Origin of the sequence: Thermobifida fusca YX (genome assembly GCF_000012405.1) — a bacterium.
In the GTDB taxonomy this organism is placed as follows: domain Bacteria; phylum Actinomycetota; class Actinomycetes; order Streptosporangiales; family Streptosporangiaceae; genus Thermobifida; species Thermobifida fusca.
Window position 1 is genome coordinate 162999 of the sequence record NC_007333.1, and the last position, 17773, is coordinate 180771.

The 17773-nt window shown below is 66.5% G+C and carries 18 protein-coding genes; 12 read left to right on the forward strand and 6 right to left on the reverse strand.

The features are described from left to right. Positions 1 to 58 precede the first annotated feature (58 nt). On the forward strand, positions 59 to 844 hold the full coding sequence (locus TFU_RS00685; protein WP_011290586.1) for an ABC transporter ATP-binding protein: 786 nt from the start codon (positions 59 to 61) through the stop codon (positions 842 to 844). A gap of 115 nt (positions 845 to 959) precedes the next feature. Beyond that, positions 960 to 1712, forward strand: a complete 753-nt coding sequence (locus tag TFU_RS00690) for a sulfite exporter TauE/SafE family protein (protein ID WP_011290587.1) — start codon at positions 960 to 962, stop codon at positions 1710 to 1712. 10 nt (positions 1713 to 1722) lie between these two features. On the opposite strand, the gene TFU_RS00695 is transcribed toward TFU_RS00690, so the two are convergent. Together TFU_RS00695 and TFU_RS00700 are read right to left on the reverse strand one after the other, a co-directional pair. After that, positions 1723 to 2349: an HD domain-containing protein gene (locus TFU_RS00695; RefSeq protein ID WP_011290588.1), complete on the reverse strand. Its 627-nt coding sequence runs from the start codon at positions 2347 to 2349 to the stop codon at positions 1723 to 1725. Positions 2350 to 2621: 272 nt separating this feature from the next. Then, positions 2622 to 3506 carry an alpha/beta hydrolase family protein gene (locus TFU_RS00700; protein ID WP_011290589.1) on the reverse strand — a complete coding sequence of 295 codons (885 nt, stop codon included), beginning with the start codon at positions 3504 to 3506 and terminating at the stop codon, positions 2622 to 2624. Between the two features lie 30 nt (positions 3507 to 3536). On the opposite strand from TFU_RS00700, the gene TFU_RS15990 reads away from it, so the two are divergent. Continuing rightward, positions 3537 to 3722, forward strand: a complete 186-nt coding sequence (locus TFU_RS15990; RefSeq protein ID WP_155983523.1) for a hypothetical protein — start codon at positions 3537 to 3539, stop codon at positions 3720 to 3722. Here the strand turns inward: TFU_RS15990 and TFU_RS00705 are convergent. Then, positions 3711 to 4334 carry a TetR/AcrR family transcriptional regulator gene (locus tag TFU_RS00705; RefSeq protein WP_041427549.1) on the reverse strand — a complete coding sequence of 208 codons (624 nt, stop codon included), beginning with the start codon at positions 4332 to 4334 and terminating at the stop codon, positions 3711 to 3713. The two genes, TFU_RS15990 and TFU_RS00705, sit on opposite strands and share 12 nt — an antisense overlap. 831 nt (positions 4335 to 5165) lie before the next feature. Next, a complete protein-coding gene (locus TFU_RS00710; protein ID WP_011290591.1) occupies positions 5166 to 6302 on the reverse strand; it encodes a CapA family protein in 1137 nt (378 codons plus the stop codon). A gap of 269 nt (positions 6303 to 6571) precedes the next feature. Here TFU_RS00710 and TFU_RS00715 point away from each other — a divergent pair, with 269 nt between their 5' ends. The 9 genes from TFU_RS00715 (at position 6572) to TFU_RS00755 (ending at position 15851) form a co-directional block, all read left to right on the forward strand. Beyond that, positions 6572 to 6994 carry a Fur family transcriptional regulator gene (locus TFU_RS00715; protein ID WP_011290592.1) on the forward strand — a complete coding sequence of 141 codons (423 nt, stop codon included), beginning with the start codon at positions 6572 to 6574 and terminating at the stop codon, positions 6992 to 6994. Between the two features lie 885 nt (positions 6995 to 7879). Beyond that, a complete protein-coding gene (locus tag TFU_RS00720; protein ID WP_011290593.1) occupies positions 7880 to 8680 on the forward strand; it encodes a chaplin family protein in 801 nt (266 codons plus the stop codon). A gap of 190 nt (positions 8681 to 8870) precedes the next feature. Then, the gene (locus TFU_RS00725; protein ID WP_011290594.1) at positions 8871 to 10892 is read left to right on the forward strand and encodes an endonuclease/exonuclease/phosphatase family protein; all 2022 of its coding nucleotides are present in this window, start codon (positions 8871 to 8873) and stop codon (positions 10890 to 10892) included. 55 nt (positions 10893 to 10947) lie between these two features. After that, a complete protein-coding gene (locus tag TFU_RS00730) occupies positions 10948 to 11745 on the forward strand; it encodes an SURF1 family cytochrome oxidase biogenesis protein (RefSeq protein ID WP_276525619.1) in 798 nt (265 codons plus the stop codon). Positions 11746 to 12059: 314 nt separating this feature from the next. Continuing rightward, entirely contained in the window at positions 12060 to 12632 is a 573-nt protein-coding gene (locus TFU_RS00735) for a DoxX family membrane protein (RefSeq protein ID WP_011290596.1), read from the forward strand. A gap of 178 nt (positions 12633 to 12810) precedes the next feature. Continuing rightward, the gene (locus TFU_RS00740) at positions 12811 to 13641 is read left to right on the forward strand and encodes a class I SAM-dependent methyltransferase (RefSeq protein ID WP_011290597.1); all 831 of its coding nucleotides are present in this window, start codon (positions 12811 to 12813) and stop codon (positions 13639 to 13641) included. A gap of 81 nt (positions 13642 to 13722) precedes the next feature. Then, positions 13723 to 13983: a hypothetical protein gene (locus tag TFU_RS00745; RefSeq protein WP_011290598.1), complete on the forward strand. Its 261-nt coding sequence runs from the start codon at positions 13723 to 13725 to the stop codon at positions 13981 to 13983. A gap of 39 nt (positions 13984 to 14022) precedes the next feature. After that, positions 14023 to 14262, forward strand: coding sequence for a hypothetical protein (locus TFU_RS00750; RefSeq protein WP_016188034.1), 240 nt, complete (start codon positions 14023 to 14025; stop codon positions 14260 to 14262). A gap of 239 nt (positions 14263 to 14501) precedes the next feature. Beyond that, on the forward strand, positions 14502 to 15851 hold the full coding sequence (locus tag TFU_RS00755) for a pectate lyase family protein (protein WP_011290600.1): 1350 nt from the start codon (positions 14502 to 14504) through the stop codon (positions 15849 to 15851). Positions 15852 to 15976: 125 nt separating this feature from the next. On the opposite strand, the gene TFU_RS00760 is transcribed toward TFU_RS00755, so the two are convergent. Both TFU_RS00760 and TFU_RS00765 read right to left on the reverse strand, forming a co-directional pair. Further along, a complete protein-coding gene (locus tag TFU_RS00760) occupies positions 15977 to 16663 on the reverse strand; it encodes a class I SAM-dependent methyltransferase (RefSeq protein ID WP_011290601.1) in 687 nt (228 codons plus the stop codon). Between the two features lie 41 nt (positions 16664 to 16704). Continuing rightward, entirely contained in the window at positions 16705 to 17661 is a 957-nt protein-coding gene (locus TFU_RS00765; RefSeq protein ID WP_011290602.1) for an alpha/beta hydrolase, read from the reverse strand. Between the last annotated feature and the right edge of the window lie 112 nt (positions 17662 to 17773).

Genomic DNA, 17773 nt, shown 5'->3' on the forward strand with positions numbered 1-17773 from the left:
CGCGGTCGGCGGCCAAGCGTCCAGTATGTTCGCACTCGGGCTGTCACGAAGGAGAGCTATGAACGGGCACGTGCTGCACATGAGCGGGGTCGGGGTACGCCGCGGCCAGACGGTGTTGCTGGACGCAGTGGACTGGACTGTGGCGGAAGGGGAGCGCTGGGTGGTCGTGGGACCGAACGGTGCAGGCAAGACCACCCTGCTGCGGATCGCCGCCACTCAACTGCACCCCACCCGGGGCACGGTGGAGGTGCTCGGTGAGCGGCTCGGCCGCGGAGACGTGTTCGAGCTCCGGCCGATGATTGGCTTCGCCTCGTCTGCGGTGGCCGCCCAGCTTGAGGACGACATGCGCGTCCGGGACGTGGTGGTCAGCGCCGCCTACGGCTATCTGGGCACAGGGAAAGAGGAGTACAGCGCCCCTGACTATGCGCGGGCCCGGGCACTGCTGGGCCGGTGGGGAGTGCTGCGGTTCGAGGACCGTGCGTTCGGCACCCTTTCGGAAGGGGAACGCAAACGGGTGCTGATCGCCCGAGCGTTGATGTCCAACCCGGAGCTGCTGCTCTTGGACGAGCCTGCGGCCGGGCTCGACTTGGGCGCGCGGGAGGATCTGGTGCGCCGCCTCGGCACGCTCGCGAAAGACGAGTCTGCCCCCGCTCTCGTGCTCGTTACCCACCATGTTGAGGAGATTCCCCCCGGGTTTACGCACGGCCTGCTGCTGCGCGGAGGCAAGGTGGTGGCCGCGGGGCCGCTGGAGCAGGTGATGACCGCCGACCACCTCAGCACCACGTTCGGTATCGGGCTGAAGGTGGAGTTCGACGGGGAGCGCTGGTCGGCCCGAGCGTCGTAACCGGGGCGGCACGGCCGGGCAGCAGGGACGGCAGCCCCGCCTTCCGTGGCCGGTGCAACAGGTTCATAGACTGCACGGGATTCGGGAAGGTTCACACACCGGTTCGGGGGCGTCCGTGAACGCGTGGGAGGCATGCGTCGTCTTTGCTGCGGGTGCCGGGGCGGGAGCCATCAACACGCTGGTGGGCTCCGGTACGCTGTTCACTTTTCCGGCGCTGCTGGCGTGCGGGATTTCTCCGGTGACGGCCATGATCTCCAACAGCATCGGACTCACCCCGGGGTCGATCGCCGGAGTGATCGGCTACCGCAGGGAGCTGGCTGGGCAGCGCGCCCGAGTGCTGCGGTTCGGCGGGATGTCGTTCCTGGGGGCGCTGACCGGCGGAACCCTGCTGCTCACTTTGCCGGAGCGGGTGTTCACGTCGATTGCGCCTGTGCTCATCCTGTTCGCCTGCGCGCTCATTATTTTCCAGCCTCAGATCAGCGCGCGGCTGCAGGAGCGTCGTGCGGCCCGCCCCCACGGCGGCCCGCTGCTGCCGCTCGGCGTCTACGGGGCGGGCGTGTACGGCGGGTATTTTGTCGCCGCTCAGGGCGTCATCTTGATCAGCCTGCTTAGCAGTTCCCTCAATGACGAGATGCAGCGCCTCAACGCGTTGAAGAACGTGCTGGCGCTGATCGTCAACGCGTCGGTGGCCCTGTTCTACCTTGTCCTGGCTGAACCCCACTGGGGGGCGGTGGCGCTGATCTCCACCGGTTCGGTGATCGGGGGGTATTTTGCCGCGAAGTTCGGCCGCCGGCTCCGCCCGGGGGCGCTGCGCGCCCTGATCGTCGTCATCGGCCTCACCGCAGCAGTCCAACTGGTGCTGCGGTGAGGCCGGTCAGTCAGTTTCGGCTGAGGTAGCCGCGCCGTTCGGCGTCATCGACGAGCGCCAGCGCGTAGGCGCCCAGTGGCTCGGATCCCTCCGAGATGAGTTTCACGTTCTTGAGCACGTCGTCCTTGGAGATCTTGAACTGCCGCCACATGGCGCCTTCGGTGTGCCAGTTGGCGAGCAGGGGGGAGAGGCGGTCGATGGCTCTGGCGAACCGCGCCTCGGGGGTTTTGCGTTCTTCGAACTCGTCCCACAGGTTCCGTGCCCACACGGCCTGGTCTTCGGGCAGGAGCGCGAAGATGCGGTCCGCGGCGGCACGTTCCCGTTCCGCCTGGGTGCTCACGGCGGCCTGGTCGTAGATGTAGGTGTCTCCGGCGTCGATTTCCACGATGTCGTGCACCAGCAGCATGTTCACCACGTGGTCGATGTCGGTGCCCGCGGGGGCGTATTCGGCGAATACGCGAGCGAGTACCGCCACGTGCCAGGAGTGCTCGGCAGAGTTTTCGCGGCGGGCTCCGTCAATGAGCAGAGAACGCCGCAGTACGCGCTTGAGCTTGTCGACCTCCAGGACGAACCGGAGTTGAGAAGTGAGCCGTTCATGATCGATTCCGCTGGTGAACACCGGCGCCGGCTCAGTCACGTGAGTCGCCCTCCTAGAACTTGTCACACGCGAGCCCCACGAAGAGGACACTCGTTCACGCTGAGCATCCAGCGGGGAGAGTAGCCGTAGAGTGGGGCACCAAGTGATTATTCATCACGCTGCTGGGACCAGTGGGGGATGTCCGGCCCTTCACCAGGGAAGTGGTGACTCTAGGCAAGCGGGGCAAGCGAGCGCCGAGGAGCCGGGCAGCGGTTCTTGGCCGGCAGCGGATTTCGGAGGGGCAGCCCGCGGCCGGTGCGGGGGCGGAGCAGTCAGGGCGCGGCCTGAGGGCGGGCGATCAGGTGGGTGTGGAACCATTCCGTGAGGGCGCGGTCGGTGAGGACCGTCCCGGGGGTGGGCGGTCCAGGGTCGAGCCCGGGTTCGGGGCCTAGAGTGTGGGCGAGGTCGGGAATCACGACGTGCCGCAGAGTGTGGGGCTGGTGGTGCGGGGAGAGCGCGTCGTGGAGGAGACGGCCGTGGCTGGGCCGGATGATCTCGTCGTGTTCGCCGTTGACGATGAGGACAGGGGTGTCCGGCCCGCGGGAGGCGAGTTCGTTGGCTCGTTCGGTGAAGTCCAGTCCGGCAGCGGCGTCCCGCGACTGGTCGTCCCACGTGTAGTCGACTCCGAGGTGGCGTTCCCGGGCGGAGAGGACGTGGGTCGGGTCGATGACGGGGTTGACCACGCCCACGGCGCCGACGGGCAGGTCGCTTTCGATGAGGGCGAGGAAGACGGCGGCTCCGCCCGCTCCAACACCCATGAGGCCGAGGGGAGCGTCGGCGAGGGAGAAGGACCGGCGGAGTTCCGCGACGGCGAGGGGGAGTTCGGCTGCGGCCTGCCGCACGACCGGGCTGTAGAGCTGGAGCAGGTAGTCTTCCCGGCCGAGGCGGTTGACTTCGGACACGCCGCCTTTGGGGAGGCGGTGGCCGAAGAGGGGAAGGCCGAGGTAGAACCTCCAGGCGGGGAGTCCGAGTAGTGGCAGGGTGCCGGCGAGCGCGGCTTCGCTGCGCGGCGGTTCGAAGGCGTGCAATGCGACGACGATGGGCACGGTCGGGGCCGGGTCGGACGGCGGGATCGCGAGGTAGGGGACCCCGGCGGCGATTCCTGTCAACGTTCGGCTCAGTGTGCTGTCGGCTACCACTGCGAGTTCCTCCCTCATGAGATGCGCCCCGCCGACCGAGGTGGATGGGTGGGCCGGCGCGTCGCGGACCTCGTGGTGTGCGGGCAGGCGGATAACGGGCGTGTGCGGGGCTGGGCGGCGGACGAGGCGCTGCTCCGCTGCCCCGGAGGGTCCGTCCCACGGTCGCGGATGGTCAGCCGGGCCACTGGGGAGCGGGGGCCGGTGCGCGGACTGCTGTTGGCGCTAGGCCGGTGACCTGTCGTCTGTACTCTCGTGGAGTTCCTGGGCGGTGTCCGGTTCGTCGCCGAAGACGTGTTCCAGATAGCTGCGGACGAGCTGTTTGGCCGCGGTGATGAGACGGGGGTCGCCGTCGGCGTCGTCGCGGAAAGCCATTTTGAGCACCGCGTCCGCGGCCTCGACGGAGACGAGGACCGCTAAGTCAAGCTTCTCACTTTGTACGGCCCCGGCGAGGGAAATCAGCAGATCGCGTAAGCGCGTTGCGATGACTTGATTGTTCTCCCGTGTGGAATCCAACAGCTTGGGGTCGATTGCGTCACCGAACCGGAGAAAACGGAATCCGGGTTCCTCACGGTGCATAGTGACGTATTCGTCGATAATCGCGTCAACGGTCTCGGTCCAGTGGTCGAAGTTCTGCTCGGTGATCCGGCGGACGATCCGCGCACTGAAAATGTCGAGATAGCGCAGGCCGAGTGCTTGGGTGATCGCCTTCTTATCGGGGAAGAACTGGTAGACCGAGCCGATCGCGACCCCGGCGCGTTCCGCGATCTTGGTGGTGGTGAGTTCGGCGTATCCGGCCTCGTCCAGGAGTTCCGCGCAGGCGTCGAGCATGCGCTGGACCCGCGCCATGCTGCGCTGCTGGGAGGGGATTCGGCGCAATGGCGCGTTGATGAGGGAGGGCGGGGAGATGACTGCTGATCCGTTTCGGAGGGCGGGGAAGACCTCCTCTCCAGTGAAAGTGGTGGGACACGAGGATGGTGCGGGAAGTCGAGTTGTGGAAGATCGAGAATTGGTGGTCACGATCTCTGTGATGCCTTTCGTGGTCAGTTTGTTTATGTACTATTCCGACTCCCGGGTATAGATGGTCCGTTTCATAGATTTTGGCCACTTGTGGCCGTGATGCCTGCGGGGTTTTCCGCTGCTTCGCTGTCCGAATCTCGGAAAAGAGGATGTCCTGATTCCCGTTCCCGGGGAGCATGGCGGGGAGGGAGCGGCCGTGCGAGGCGTTCCCCCGAAGGGGATGCGGGGGCTTTCTGCTGCGGCACGCCATGAAAGGCCGCTGCGCCCGCGGACGTCCGTCACGCTCGAAAGGGGTTTCCCTAGTGCGGCAGAGACGGGGCAGGCCTGGCCTGGGAATACGAAGGCTGCATGTGCCGCGGCAACCGGTCAGCAGGAGGGGCGCCGTCGACCGAGGGAGTGCTTCCCGGGTAGTGCGGGAAGCAGGGCAGTGTCCAGCTGCCGGTCGTCTGCTCGGTGCGGCAGGGGCAGGCCGCCGCGGGTAGTTCTCGGGGACGGAGGCGAGCAGCGGTGCGGCAGTGCGGCCGTGCCGCCCGCGTACGCGGAGTTGTCTAGCGGCTTTCCGTGTTCTTTTTCCGCGCGGCGCGTCCGGGCGGGCGCGGTACGGCAGTGCAGGCGGGCGCCGTACCGCGCGAAAGCTGGTCGGGGTCTTCCTCAGCCGGGTCAGACAGCCGGTTCGCCCGGTTCAGCGGTCAAGTTGATCCCGCTGCACTGTTCTCGGTAGCCCTCGAACCGGGCCACTCCTTCGGCGATTGCTTGCTCGTCTTCGAACAGGATCGGGACGCCGCCTTCGATGCGGCCGGGCAGCCATTCGTCTTCGAGGATTTCCCCGCCCTGGAGGGTGAGGCGGAGGACACCGGTCTCAGCGGTGGGGCCGTTGAAGTTGTAGAAGACGAAGTTGCCGAGACCGTAGTGCACGTAGGAGCTGCCCATGTACCCGCCGGGGCTGACCACGTGGGCGTGTCCGCCGACGACAGCGGTGGCGCCGGCGTCGATGAGCTGCTTGGCGAGGTCGGGGGCGTGCGGCAGGGGGCAGTGGTCGCCTTCGAGCCCCCAGTGCAGGAACACGATGACGGCGTCGGCTTCGGCGCTCGCCTTCTCCACAGCGTCGATCGCGTGGGTGATCATCTCGCCCTTGGTGGAGGCCAGGCCGGGCTTGCCCTCACCCGCAGTCCATTCGGGGATGAGGTGGTCGTCGAGGACATCGGTGGCGCCGATGATGGCCAGGGTGTTCCCTTTGACTTCGAAGAACTCGGGCTCATACGCCTCGGCGATGTCGCGGCCCGCGCCGATGATGGGGAAGTCTGCGGCTTCGGCGTTCTCGAGAGTGTCGAGGAGCCCTTCGGTCCCGTAGTCCATGCCGTGGTTGTTGGCCACGGTGGCCACGTCGATACCGGCCTCTTTGAGAGCGGTGAAGGCGGTGGCCGGGGCGCGGAACACGAACTGCTTGGCCGGGGCCGGGGTGCCGCCGTCGGTGACAGCGGTCTCCAGGTTGACGACGCTGACGTCGGCTTCCTGGAAGACTTCGGCGACCGGGCCCATGGCAGTGGCCGGGTCTGCGTCCAGCCGCTGCCGCAGCATGCCCTCGAACATGACGTCCCCACCGATCGCCACGGTGTACGGCTCCTTGACCGGTTCGGCGGAGGCCGACGGGGTGGGCTGCGCAGGGCGGTCAGACGAGTCGTTGCTCAACTCGTCCGAGGCCGTGCCGCAGGCGGTGGCGAGCAGGGCGGTAGCCAGCAGCGCACCGAAGCGGAGCGGGCGACCGTTGGGGAGAGTGAGTGAGGAAAACGGGGTCACACGTGTCTCCTGGAAAGCTGGTTCGGCCGTCGTGAATAGAAGACGCGGGGCACTGGACGACAGGTGTAGGTAGCTGTGATGATGAATCTGATTTGTTACTTATGTCAGGCTTGGCGTCATCGAAATGCACCAGCGAGATTACCCAGAGTAATAACGGAGCGACCGAAAGTTGGGGCTCTTGGAGGAGTGTTGGGAGGGGTGCAGCAGAATAAGTGGATACGGTCGTTTTCTTGATCGATTCCAGATAACCTCTTCTTAGGGTGTGAGCCATGGACGACGCCGCTTCGCTGCGTGCTGCCGGGCTGCGGGTGACCGCCGCACGCCTGGCGATCCTTGACGCGGTCCGCCAGGGGAACCACCTGGACGCCGACCGCGTGGCGCGCGCTGTCCGAGAACGGGTTGGGCACGTGTCGACTCAGGCCGTCTACGACAGCCTGCACGCTCTCACCGCAGCCGGGCTGCTCCGCCGTATCGAACCTGCGGGATCCCCGGCACGGTATGAGACGCGGGTGGGCGACAACCACCACCACCTGGTCTGCCGTGCTTGCGGTGAGGTGACCGACATCGACTGCGTGGTGGGGGAAGCCCCGTGCTTGGCGCCGTCGCAAGCGCACGGTTACACCGTCGATGAGGCCGAAGTGGTCTTCTGGGGGGTCTGCCCTTCCTGCAAGGCCAAGGAATCGGAGCACTGATCCGGCCTCTCGAGGTTCCGGAAACGGGACCGGCGGTGTCCGGGCGAAGCGTGCCTGGCGGTGTGCATACCGGGCGTCTCCGGGCAGGAGAGGTCCGACCACGTTCCGCGGGGCAGCGATGGGGTCCCTGCGACATCTGGTTCCTGGAAAGAAGCGGCGCAGCCTCTGCCTTCCCGGTGTCCCGGAGCGGGACCGGGGCTCTGAGCAGGAGACTGCATCCTCAGCCGTTCTGCCTGCTGCGACAGGAAGAGCCCTCCAGACAGCAAAAGATCCGGTCATCGGATGAATTGAGTCGACCGGTGGGACAGCACCTGACCGCGGAAGCAGAGCTCCGATCGAGGGGAATTCCGCCGTGCGGCCAATAGATCGTCCCGCTGACCTCTCTGCTGTGAGCGTTGCGGCGGAAAACTTCGGATATCAACCATAAATGTGGTTTTCTCTCATATTCTGCCGCGAATCAGGAGAATGCGGCTTTTTCCGATTCTTCCGGGTGCTGATCGCCTCTGTGTCGCAGATATGTGGTGTATCTGTTTTGTCCTTTTTCGTGGACTCTGTGCTGGTTGCGGGGATGCTCGCGGGGTGTGGCAACGTTTCCGGCTTTTTGAACGAAAAGCTGTCCGGGGAAACTCATGAGTTCTTCAAAAGGTCTCGCAGAAAGCCTCACGGAAGACCAATAAACTGCTAACGTTACGGTCTGTCAGCGGCCAAGGGTGGATCGCGGATATTTCTTATCGACCCGCCAATGGCCTATAAGGTCTCCCTCGCCGCTGAACACAGCACCAAGCTTTGGATGTCGAGCCGTGGTTCACCGATCCCGCTCACGGTGACTCTTTGTGCTCTGTCATTCGCTACGAGTAATAGTTAGCGAAAGGTCATACCGGAAACATGCGTAAAACCACGTTTGCCTCGGCTGCTGTACTTGCGGCCGGTTTGGCGGTCGGATTCGCCTCTCCCGCCTCTGCGGATCAGGCCGTCAGCGGCAACCAGATCATCATTCCGGTGGACGTCGCTCTCGACGTCTGTGGCAACACCGTTGCCGTACTCGGCGACGCCCAGGGCGCCTGCCAGTCGTTCGTCGACGCCCTGAAGTCGGCGTCCGGCGGAGCAGTCACGCTCCAGAGCAACCAGGGCGGCGGTCTCGCCAACGGCAACCAGATCGTGATCCCGGTGAATGTCGCCCTCAACGTCTGCGGCAACACCATCACCGCCCTCGGTGAGGCCAAGGGCACCTGCGACACCATCGTCGAAGCGTTGGAGGACGCCGCGGACGACGTGGTGAACAGCAGCGACGTCCCCTCCGACGGCTCTGGCGGCGGCCTTCTCAACGACAACAAGATCGCCGTTCCGATCGACGCCGACGTCGACGTCTGCGGGAACGCGGTCTCGGTCCTCGGCTCGGCCGAGTCCGACTGCCCGGAAGAGGACACCGCCGCCCCGAACAAACCCGCGGAGCCTGAGCAGCCCGGCGGCGGCAGCGAGCAGCCCAAGCCCGATGAGGGCGGCGAAAAGCCCGCCGCCGACGACAAGCCCGCGGAAGACGCCAAGCCCGCTCCCGCGGCTGAGGACACCCTGCCGGTGACCGGTGCGGCCCTCGGCGGCCTGGTTGCCGCTGCTGTCGCGGCTCTGGGCGGCGGCGGTGCGGCCATGTACTTCACGCGGCGGAAGCGGAACGCAAGCGAGAACTGATTCCCGTTCCTTTCCTGATTCCCACGTTCCGTGCCCCCGGCAGTCCTGCCGGGGGCACTTGCGTGTCTGAGAAGACAAAATTCACAGTTCCGAAGGAACTCGGAAAAGCTTGGATTTTTCAGTGATCTAAGACACAATCTCTCTGCTGGACGGGGGATAAGTCGGGGTTCTAAACAGAAGAAGGACTCTTATGGGCACTCCGAAGAGCCTCACTGACCGTGGATTCGTCCCTATAGCGACGATCGGAGCCGGAGTCTGGATTCTCCTCGACATACTCCGTGTGTGGTTGTCGTCACTAGTCATAGTTTTTGGCCAGGAAGGGACGACACCACTGCAGAACGTCGGGCTTTTCGTCCTCGTCTGGTTCCTCGCCCCGCTCCCCATCCTGCTGCTGCGCTTCCTCGTCACCCAGAAGACGGTGGAGCGCTCCGCCCAACTGCCAGTGGACGTGTGGTTCGCGGTCCTGCTCGTGGGGGCGCGGCTCGGGCTCCAAGGCCTCAGTGGGGAGCAGCTCCAGTTGTACGTGTCCTCCCTCGGGCTCGCTGTCGGGCTGACCTGGCTCGCCACGATCGTCGTGCGGATGCGCCGCTCCCTGCTGCGCGGTTTCGCGGCCGGCATCGCCTTGGCCACCCTCACCCACACCGCCCTGGGCACCTATGCGGTGGTGTGGCGCTCCGAGGTGCTCGGCTGGGTGCTGACCGCTGTGCAGCTCCTGCTCTTCGCCTGGGTGCTGGCCAGAACCTCCCGCGTGAGCCGGGACGACTTCGTTAAACAGGCCGCCGACTCCGTGCTGTGCTTCTTGCTGCCGCCCGCGCTGCTGGTCGCGGTGACCGTTACGGCCGCGCCGGCCCGCGCGGAAGCAGCGACTGGCTGGCCGGACGGGTGGGCCGCTGCCCTCGTCATGATGGCCGTGGCACTGGCGGCCGTGGTCGCGGGAGCTTCCTCCACCCCCGGCTCCACCCCGCTCCTCTCCGGGGCCGTGCTCGTCATCGCGGTCGGTGCAGCGATCTTCCCCACCACGACCGATGAGGGAGTCCCCGGGCTCCTCCCCTTCTACGCTCCCATCGCCCAAGCGGTAGGGGCGATCGCTCTCATCGCTGCGTTGAGCTGGGCGGACTGGCCGGGGGCGCGGGGCCGCCCCCCACGAGCCAACAACGCCAGCCTGGCCGTGTTCTTCGGCAGCCTCGTCTTCTACGCCGTCCTGCTGGGCATCTACGCGGGATACACCCTGGGCTACCCGACGGACGCCCTCGTCGTCGGGGTGGCACTGCTCATCGCTGTGGCGGCGGTCGTGCACGGACGGGCCAAAGACCGCGACTCCGGAAGCCGGGTCCGCCGGTCCGTGTTCTACCGGTGGCCGGGGGCGACGCTTGCCGCCAGCGCAGGAATCGTGGCCGCGATCCTGCCCCAGGTGGTGCCGCTCTATGCGACGACAGACCCCTTCTCCGACACCACGCGGACTCCCGCGGGCAACGAGCTGCGGGTGGTCGCCTACAACATACGGATGGGGTACGGCCTCACCGGTACATACGACATCGAAGGGATCGCCGAGACCATCCAGCGCGCCCAGCCCGACGTGGTACTACTCAACGAAGTGGACCGGGGCTGGTTCCTCACCGGAGGCCAGGACACCCTCGGCACCCTCGCCCGAATGCTCGACATGCAGGCCGTGTTCGCCCCCTCCAACGGACAACTGTGGGGCGATGCCGTCCTGACCCGGCTGCCGATCGTGGAGACTGTCGGCTATCCGCTGCGCGGCTACGGTTCGACGACCGGAGCTCAAGCACTGGCCGTCGTGGTCAAATACGAAACCACGGAGATCGAGGTGATCGCCACCCATCTGCAGTCTCCGGGCACGGAAGAGGGCGAGGAGCCCAAAGAGCCGACCCTGCAGGCCGCGGACTTGGCTGACATCATCATCAAACGCCGCTCCGCGCATGGACGCCCCGTCATTGTGGGCGGTGACTTCAACTTCGAACGCAACGGCGCAGCCTGGCGGGAGATGGAGCGCGCCGGACTGTACGACGCGCTGTTCCGGGTGCGTCCCTCCCCCACCTTCCCTGCTGACGACCCCGACAAGGAGCTCGACCACATCTTTGCTACCGCAGGTCTCGTCCGGGAACAGGGCGCGGTGCTCCCCGCCTCCTACTCGGACCACGTAGCGGTGATGGCGGTGCTGCGGTTGGAGAGTCCCCTGGTGTACGGGACCTGAGCGAAGTGACCGGGGCGGTGCAGGGGACCGGCGACGATCCCCTAGCCTCGATGGTGTGCTTCGTGTCCTGATCTCGCCTCGGATGATGGCGTTCCACGTGCTGCTGCTCGTGGTGGTGCCCTCGTTCATCGCCCTGGGGCTGTGGCAGTACGAACGGGCCGAGACCAAAGCCGCGGTAGTCGAGCTGCAGGAGGCCAACCTTGCCGCCGACCCGGTCCCGATTGAGGAGCTGACCTCGGTCGGTGGCGAAGTCGCCCCCGAGGACCGCTGGCGGAGGGTCACGGTCACGGGCACCTACGACCCTGACCGGGAGCTCCTCGTGCGCAACCGGAGCGGTTCCGGCGGGGTCGGGATGCACGTCCTCACCCCTTTGGTGACGGAGGACGGCACAGCGGTACTCGTCAACCGGGGATGGGTGGCGCAGCCGCCCACGGCGACCGAGAGTCCCGAGGTGCCGCCCGCTGCCCAGGGAGAAGTCACCGTGACGGGGCGGTTGCAAGTCTCGGAGACCCCGGAGAGCACCGGCATCCACTCCCGGGACGGGCTTCCCGAAGGGCAGATCATGCTCATCGACGTGCCCGCCATTGCCGCAGACCTCCCCTACGAGGTGTACGGGGGGTATGTGGAACTGGTCGAGGAGACCCCGGCTCCCGCAGCCGCGCCCGAACCGGTCGAAGTGACCAAGGTCAACACGGGGATGAACTTCTCCTATGCGGTCCAATGGTGGACGTTCACGGTGATCGCCGTTGGCGGATGGGTTTTCCTGGTCCGCCGTGAAGTCCAGGACGCGGCACAGAAATCGGAACCCGCCGAGCCGGACACCGTTTCTTCCACCACTCCGAACAAGGTGTGACAGAATTCACCTTGGCATGCAGGGTGCTCCCCGCGGAAAACCGGTGGAAAGCGAGGAGCGACCCCCTGTCCTATAGGACAAAGAATTCTGCATTAATGCAGGTCACAAGGGATTGAGTCCGGAAAGTTCCGGACAGGGGCAGAACCTTGAACTAGTCCGTAGTCATATCCCCGCAAAGACACCCTCAATCTATAAATACGTCGCTTTTTCTGGGACCTTCCGGCTTGCTCTCCCCTTACGGAAGACCCTGGAAGAAGATCGGCGTCAGGAGTTGTCTGGAAGTGGTTCCACAGGCACCGCGAAAGGGTGTTGCAATGCTGGAGGAGAAAACCACGGTCCGGACAGTTTCCCCGCACGCCGAAAGCGACCGCTCGTCGACGGACCCCCGGCCCATCGTGGCCCACCCGTGGGCCCGCGGAGTCCTCGCCGCTATCCGGCTGTCCATCGGGTGGATCTTCCTCTGGGCTTTCCTGGACAAACTGATCGGTCTGGGCTTCGCCACACCCGCAGAACGAGCATGGATCAACGGCGGCAGCCCCACCCACGGCTTTCTCACGAACGCAGTCTCGGGACCGTTCGCGGATGCCTACCGCGCCATTGCCGGTGCAGCCTGGGCTGACTTCCTCTTCATGCTCGGCCTCCTCGGGATCGGGGTGGCCCTTCTGCTGGGGATCGGGATGCGTATCGCGGCCGCAACAGGCGCCCTCCTGCTCTTCCTGATGTGGACCGCCGTGCTGCCTCCCGAAACCAACCCCTTCATGGACGACCACATCGTCATGGGGCTCACCGTGATCGCTCTCGCGTTGACGAACGCCGGCGACACCTTCGGACTCGGTGGCTGGTGGAGCAACCTGGGGATCGTGCGCCGTTTCCCCGTGCTCCGCTGACTCCGTCTTCCCCACGCTCCACACAGGAAAGAGGAGAAAGGGGGTGATGGCTCAGCGGGAGAGCGGGAGAACATCACCGGTCCGACCGGAATACCGGAAGGTCCATAACAGTGCCCGCAGGGGGCCGTACCCGCGGTACGGCCCCCACTCTCATGGGGCCTGCGGCAAGAATGAGGACATGATCGACGACGTGGAGCAGGCGACCGTCCACCGGGTTGCACGCCGCCCCCTCGGCCCGCAGGAGAGTGCCCGGGCCAGCCGGCTGTGGTGGGAGCGCGCCGCCGACGAATACCAGGCGGAGCACGGCAGTTTCCTCGGCGATGCCGAGTTCGTGTGGGGTCCCGAAGGGCTCACTGAACGGGAAGCGCAGTTGCTGGGGAACCCGGCGGATCTGGTGGGGCGGCGGGTCTTGGAAATCGGCTGCGGGGCAGGACAGTGCGGCCGGTGGCTGCGTGCCCAAGGGGTCGCCGAAGTCGTGGGGATTGACATGTCCGCCCGGCAGCTCCAGCATTCGCACCGCCTGGACAAGGCCACTGGGCACCGGCTGCCCGTGGTGCAGGCCGATGCGCAGTGGCTGCCGTTTGCCGACGCGTCATTCGACGTGGTCTGCTCCTCGTTTGGCGCTTTCCCGTTCATTCCGGATATCCGGACCGCGCTGGCGGAAGCGGCCCGGGTGCTGCGGCCGGGCGGGCGGCTGGCGTTCTCGGTCAGCCACCCGATCCGCTGGTGCTTTCCCGACAGTCCGGGGGAAGACGGACTGCAGGCCCGCGACTCCTATTTCGACCGCCGCCCCTATGTGGAGGAGGACGAGTACGGGCGCGCCCTGTACGTGGAAGCCCACCACACGATCGGCGACTGGGTGCGTGCCCTCGCCGACGCTGGACTGGTCATCCGCGACATCGTCGAACCGGAGTGGCCCGAGGACAACGACCAGGTCTGGGGCGGATGGAGTCCGCTGCGAGGCCGCATCATCCCCGGTACAGCGATTTTTGTGGCCGATCGCCCCTAGCGCTCTGCCGGTGTGTCGGCTGCGGCGGGCTGGGTAGCGGAAGGCTACGACCTGACTGCCCGCCGAAGGGAGCGGAGGGCAATGAACGGCATGGAATTCGGGCTCCTGCTGATGGCCCTGTTGGCCGTGATCATTCCGGTGGGGGTGATCATCACCGTCGTGGTGGTGCTCTGGCACGCGCAGCGGTCCGCGGAGCGGCAGGTCCGTTCACCAGAGTTCTGGGAGCGGAGGCGGTTGGAGAGCGATTCGCTGCTCCGGGACCTCGACCGGCAGCTCGCTGAGGGAGAGATCGACCGCGCAGAGTACGAGCAGCGCCGGGAGAAGTACCGGGCGGCGCGGTAGGTGCACCGCGGGGCCAGGCCGAAGCAGACAGGAGGAGGCATGGGGGTTATCCGCGCTGAACATGTGGCGGAGCTGCTGCGCTCGACTGATGCTGGAACGGTGCTCGTGGTCCGGGGCGGCGCTGCTGAGGTGGTGCCGCCGGACCGGAGGGACAGCCAGGGGTACCGGGGCGCACTCGAAGTGGTGAGCCGCGGGGAGTTGGACGAGCAGGCTGCCCGGCAGGATCCGGCTGCGCTCGCGCGCGGCTTCGACACGGCGGTGGCCGCTATGGGAGGTTGACTGTTCGCGCGGTCGCCCCTCCCCCGGCAGCGGGGAGCGGCGCTCTCGGCCTTTGTGGTAAGGGCTTTCCCTTGAGAGGAAACCGGGTCTGCTGGAAAATCCCCTGGTTGTCGAGGTTTTCTGGAATTCTCTGATTGACATCGCGTAACTTATGTGACTAGTTTCACGTAAAGCGCTTTCCCGAGTTGCTTCCCCCATCACCGTTCACCGGCTGTGAGCCGGGTGACGAGGAGAGTTCTATGCGAAGAGCTGCCACCCTCGGCGTGGCCCTCGCGCTGCCGCTCACCCTGGCGGCACCCAGCAGCGCGTTGGCTCAGCCGCACCACCACGCCGGGGTCTCCCCCAAAGCCGAACAAGTCGCCCGCGAAGTGCTCGCCCCCAACGACGGCTGGGCCGCCTACGACGGCGGTACCACCGGCGGCGCTGCGGCCGACCCCGAACACGTCTACGTTGTCACGACCTACGCCGAACTGCGCGAGGCACTGGCCGGAGGCCGCACCAACGACACACCCAAGATCGTCTTCCTCAAGGGGCGCATCGACGCCAACACCGACGAGCACGGCAACCAGCTCACCTGCGACGACTACGCCGACCCGGAATACGACTTCGACGCCTACCTCGCTACCTACGACCCCGAAGTCTGGGGCTGGGACCAGGAACCGTCCGGCCCCCTCGAAGAAGCGCGGGAACGCTCCTACCGCAACCAGCGCGACCAGGTCGTCATCGAAGTCGGCTCCAACACGACCCTCATCGGCCTGGGCGACGACGCCACACTCGTCGGCGCCCAGGTCATGGTGGACAGCGTCGACAACGTGATCATCCGCAACATCATCTTCGAAACCGCCCAGGACTGCTTCCCCCAGTGGGATCCCACGGACGGCCCCGAAGGGAACTGGAACTCCGAATTCGACGGAGTCTCGGTCCGCCGCTCCACCCACGTGTGGATCGACCACAACGAGTTCAGCGACGGCGCAGTACTCGACCGTGACCTGCCCGAATACTTCGGCCGCGAATTCCAGGTCCACGACGGGCTCCTGGACATCACCCACGGGGCCGACCTGGTCACCGTCTCCTACAACGTGCTGCGCGACCACGACAAGACCATGCTCATCGGCAGCACCGACTCGCCAACCTACGACGTGGGCAAACTGCGGGTCACCCTGCACCACAACCGCTGGGAGAACGTGCTGCAGCGCGCTCCCCGGGTCCGCTACGGGCAGGTCCACGTGTACAACAACCACTACGTGATCCCTGCCACGCCCGAGGGCGAGAAGACCTACGAGTACTCGTGGGGGGTCGGCGTGGAATCCGCGCTGTACGCGGAGAACAACTACTTCGACATCGACCCGTCCGTCGACTTCTCCCAGGTCGTCGCCCACTGGAAGGGCACCCAGATGTACGAGAAGGGAAGCTACGCCAACGGCCGCTCCCGGCACCACCAGGTGAGCTTCCTCGACGAATACAACGCGGTCCACAGCCCGACCATCGAGAACAAGCAGACCTGGAGCCCTCCGCTCCACGGCCGGATCGACCCCACCCAGTCGGTGCCCGCCAAGGTGCAGAAAGCCGGGGTGGGCCACATCCTCTGACCAACCCTTCGGTGGCGTCTCCCGTCCCCCACGGAGCAGCCCGCTACCGCGGCTCTCACCCCAGCCCCGCCACTGCGGCGGGCTCCTCCGATGCGGTCCCGGCCCCGGGACCGCATCCCGCGTTTTCAGAGCGGTTTACGCAGGTGAAAGACGCACGCCGGGGGAATGTTCCGGTACACGTGCACCTGGTCCACCGCGTACCGGTTCACCCACTCCCGCACCTCCCAGCCGGACCGCACCCGGCGCAGATAGTCGTCGAGCGGAGAGACCACCGCTGTGACCTGCTTGAGGTACAGGTAGCTGAAGAAAGACACGTAGCCGCCGGGGCGGAGCACGCTGAAGTAGTACTCCATGATGGTGCGGACCTCGTCCGCGGTGAAGTTCGCAAACGGCAGCCCGGAGATGATCACGTCGAACTGGCGGTCGGTGCCCAGTTCAGTGACCAGTGTCGGGTGGATGGTGACGCGGTCGGCGATCGGCTGGAACACCGGATCGCTCTTGACCAGCCGGGTGAGGTGCTCGACGAACACCGGATTGGCTTCGACCAAGTCCGCAGCGTCACCGGGGCGCATACGCGCCGCAATAGCCCGGGAGACGGGACCGGTACCGGGGCCTGCTTCCAGAATGCTCAACGACGACGCGGGATCGTTCCGCTGGGCAACGTAGCGGGCCAGCTCGCTGGCGAGTGCGGCACCGCTGGGAATGATGGCGCCCGTGGTGCGGAAAGTCTGCACCGCCTGCCGAAAAAAGAGTCCACCGTCCCGAATAAGCCTGGGCCATCGGAAGGGTCGGGGGTCATGGGTGGCTGCCATGGGGGGAACGCTACTGCGTCAAGAGGTAAGACGGGGGTCAATCACCGCTGTGGCGGTTGCAGCGTGTCGCGCAGCAGCGCAATGACCGGAAGCTCTGCGTGGCGGCTCAGCGGCAGGACCGGTCCCAGGCCGAACATGCCGTGCACACCCCCGTTGATCCGGACTGTGGTGGCGGGCACCCCGACGGCTGCCAACGCGCGCGCATAGGCTTCCGCCTCGTCGCGGAGCGGGTCGAACTCGGCGCTGACCACCAGGGCGGGCGCCGCACCAGACAGGTCCGCCGCACGGATCGGCGACGCCCGGAAGTCCGCGGCGTCCGCGGGATCCGCCAGATACTGTTCGACCACGTGCTGCATCGCCGCGGTGGTGAGGAAGCAGCCTTCGCCGTGGGCGATCCGGGAAGGGTACGGGGTGTCCGCGGTGACCGGGTAGCCGGTCAGGTCGATCACCGGGTAGATGAGCACTTGTGCAGCCAGCGGGGGGCCTCCGTCCCGGACCAGGAGAGCGACTGCCGCGGCGAGCCCGCCGCCCGCACTGTCGCCTACCACCGCCAGTCGCGCGGCATCCACCCCCAGTCGGGTAGCGTGCTCAGCCACCCAGCGGGTCGCGGTGAACGCGTCCTCGACCGCGGCCGGGAACCGGTGCTGCGGGGCCAGACGGTAGTCCACCGCGACCACGGCGGCCCTGCTTTCCGCGGCGAGCAGGCGCGCAATGTGGTCGTGCGTGTCGAGATTCCCGAAGACGTAGCCGCCGCCGTGGAAAAACACCGCGCACCCGGTGGCAGGATTGTCCGGCGCCGGATGGTAGAGCCGGGCCGGGATCCCGCCCGCGGGGGAGGGAATCGTAAGGTCACGCACGAGAGCCACGCCAGGGCCGACGATCCGGCGCTCCCGCAGCGAGGAGTGCAGCGAGGCGTCCGGCACCCCTACCGCTTCCCCGGGCGGGGAGCCGGAGACGAGTTCGTCGATCAGCGCGCGGGTTTCCGGATCCAGCGGCATGGAATTCCCTTTCCTGGCGGGATTTCTGCCGGGGACTCCGCAGGCGACGCTCCCCGGGGAGGCCCGCCCCGCGGGGCTGCAAGCGGGGCAGCGCCACGACCACAGCCTCACA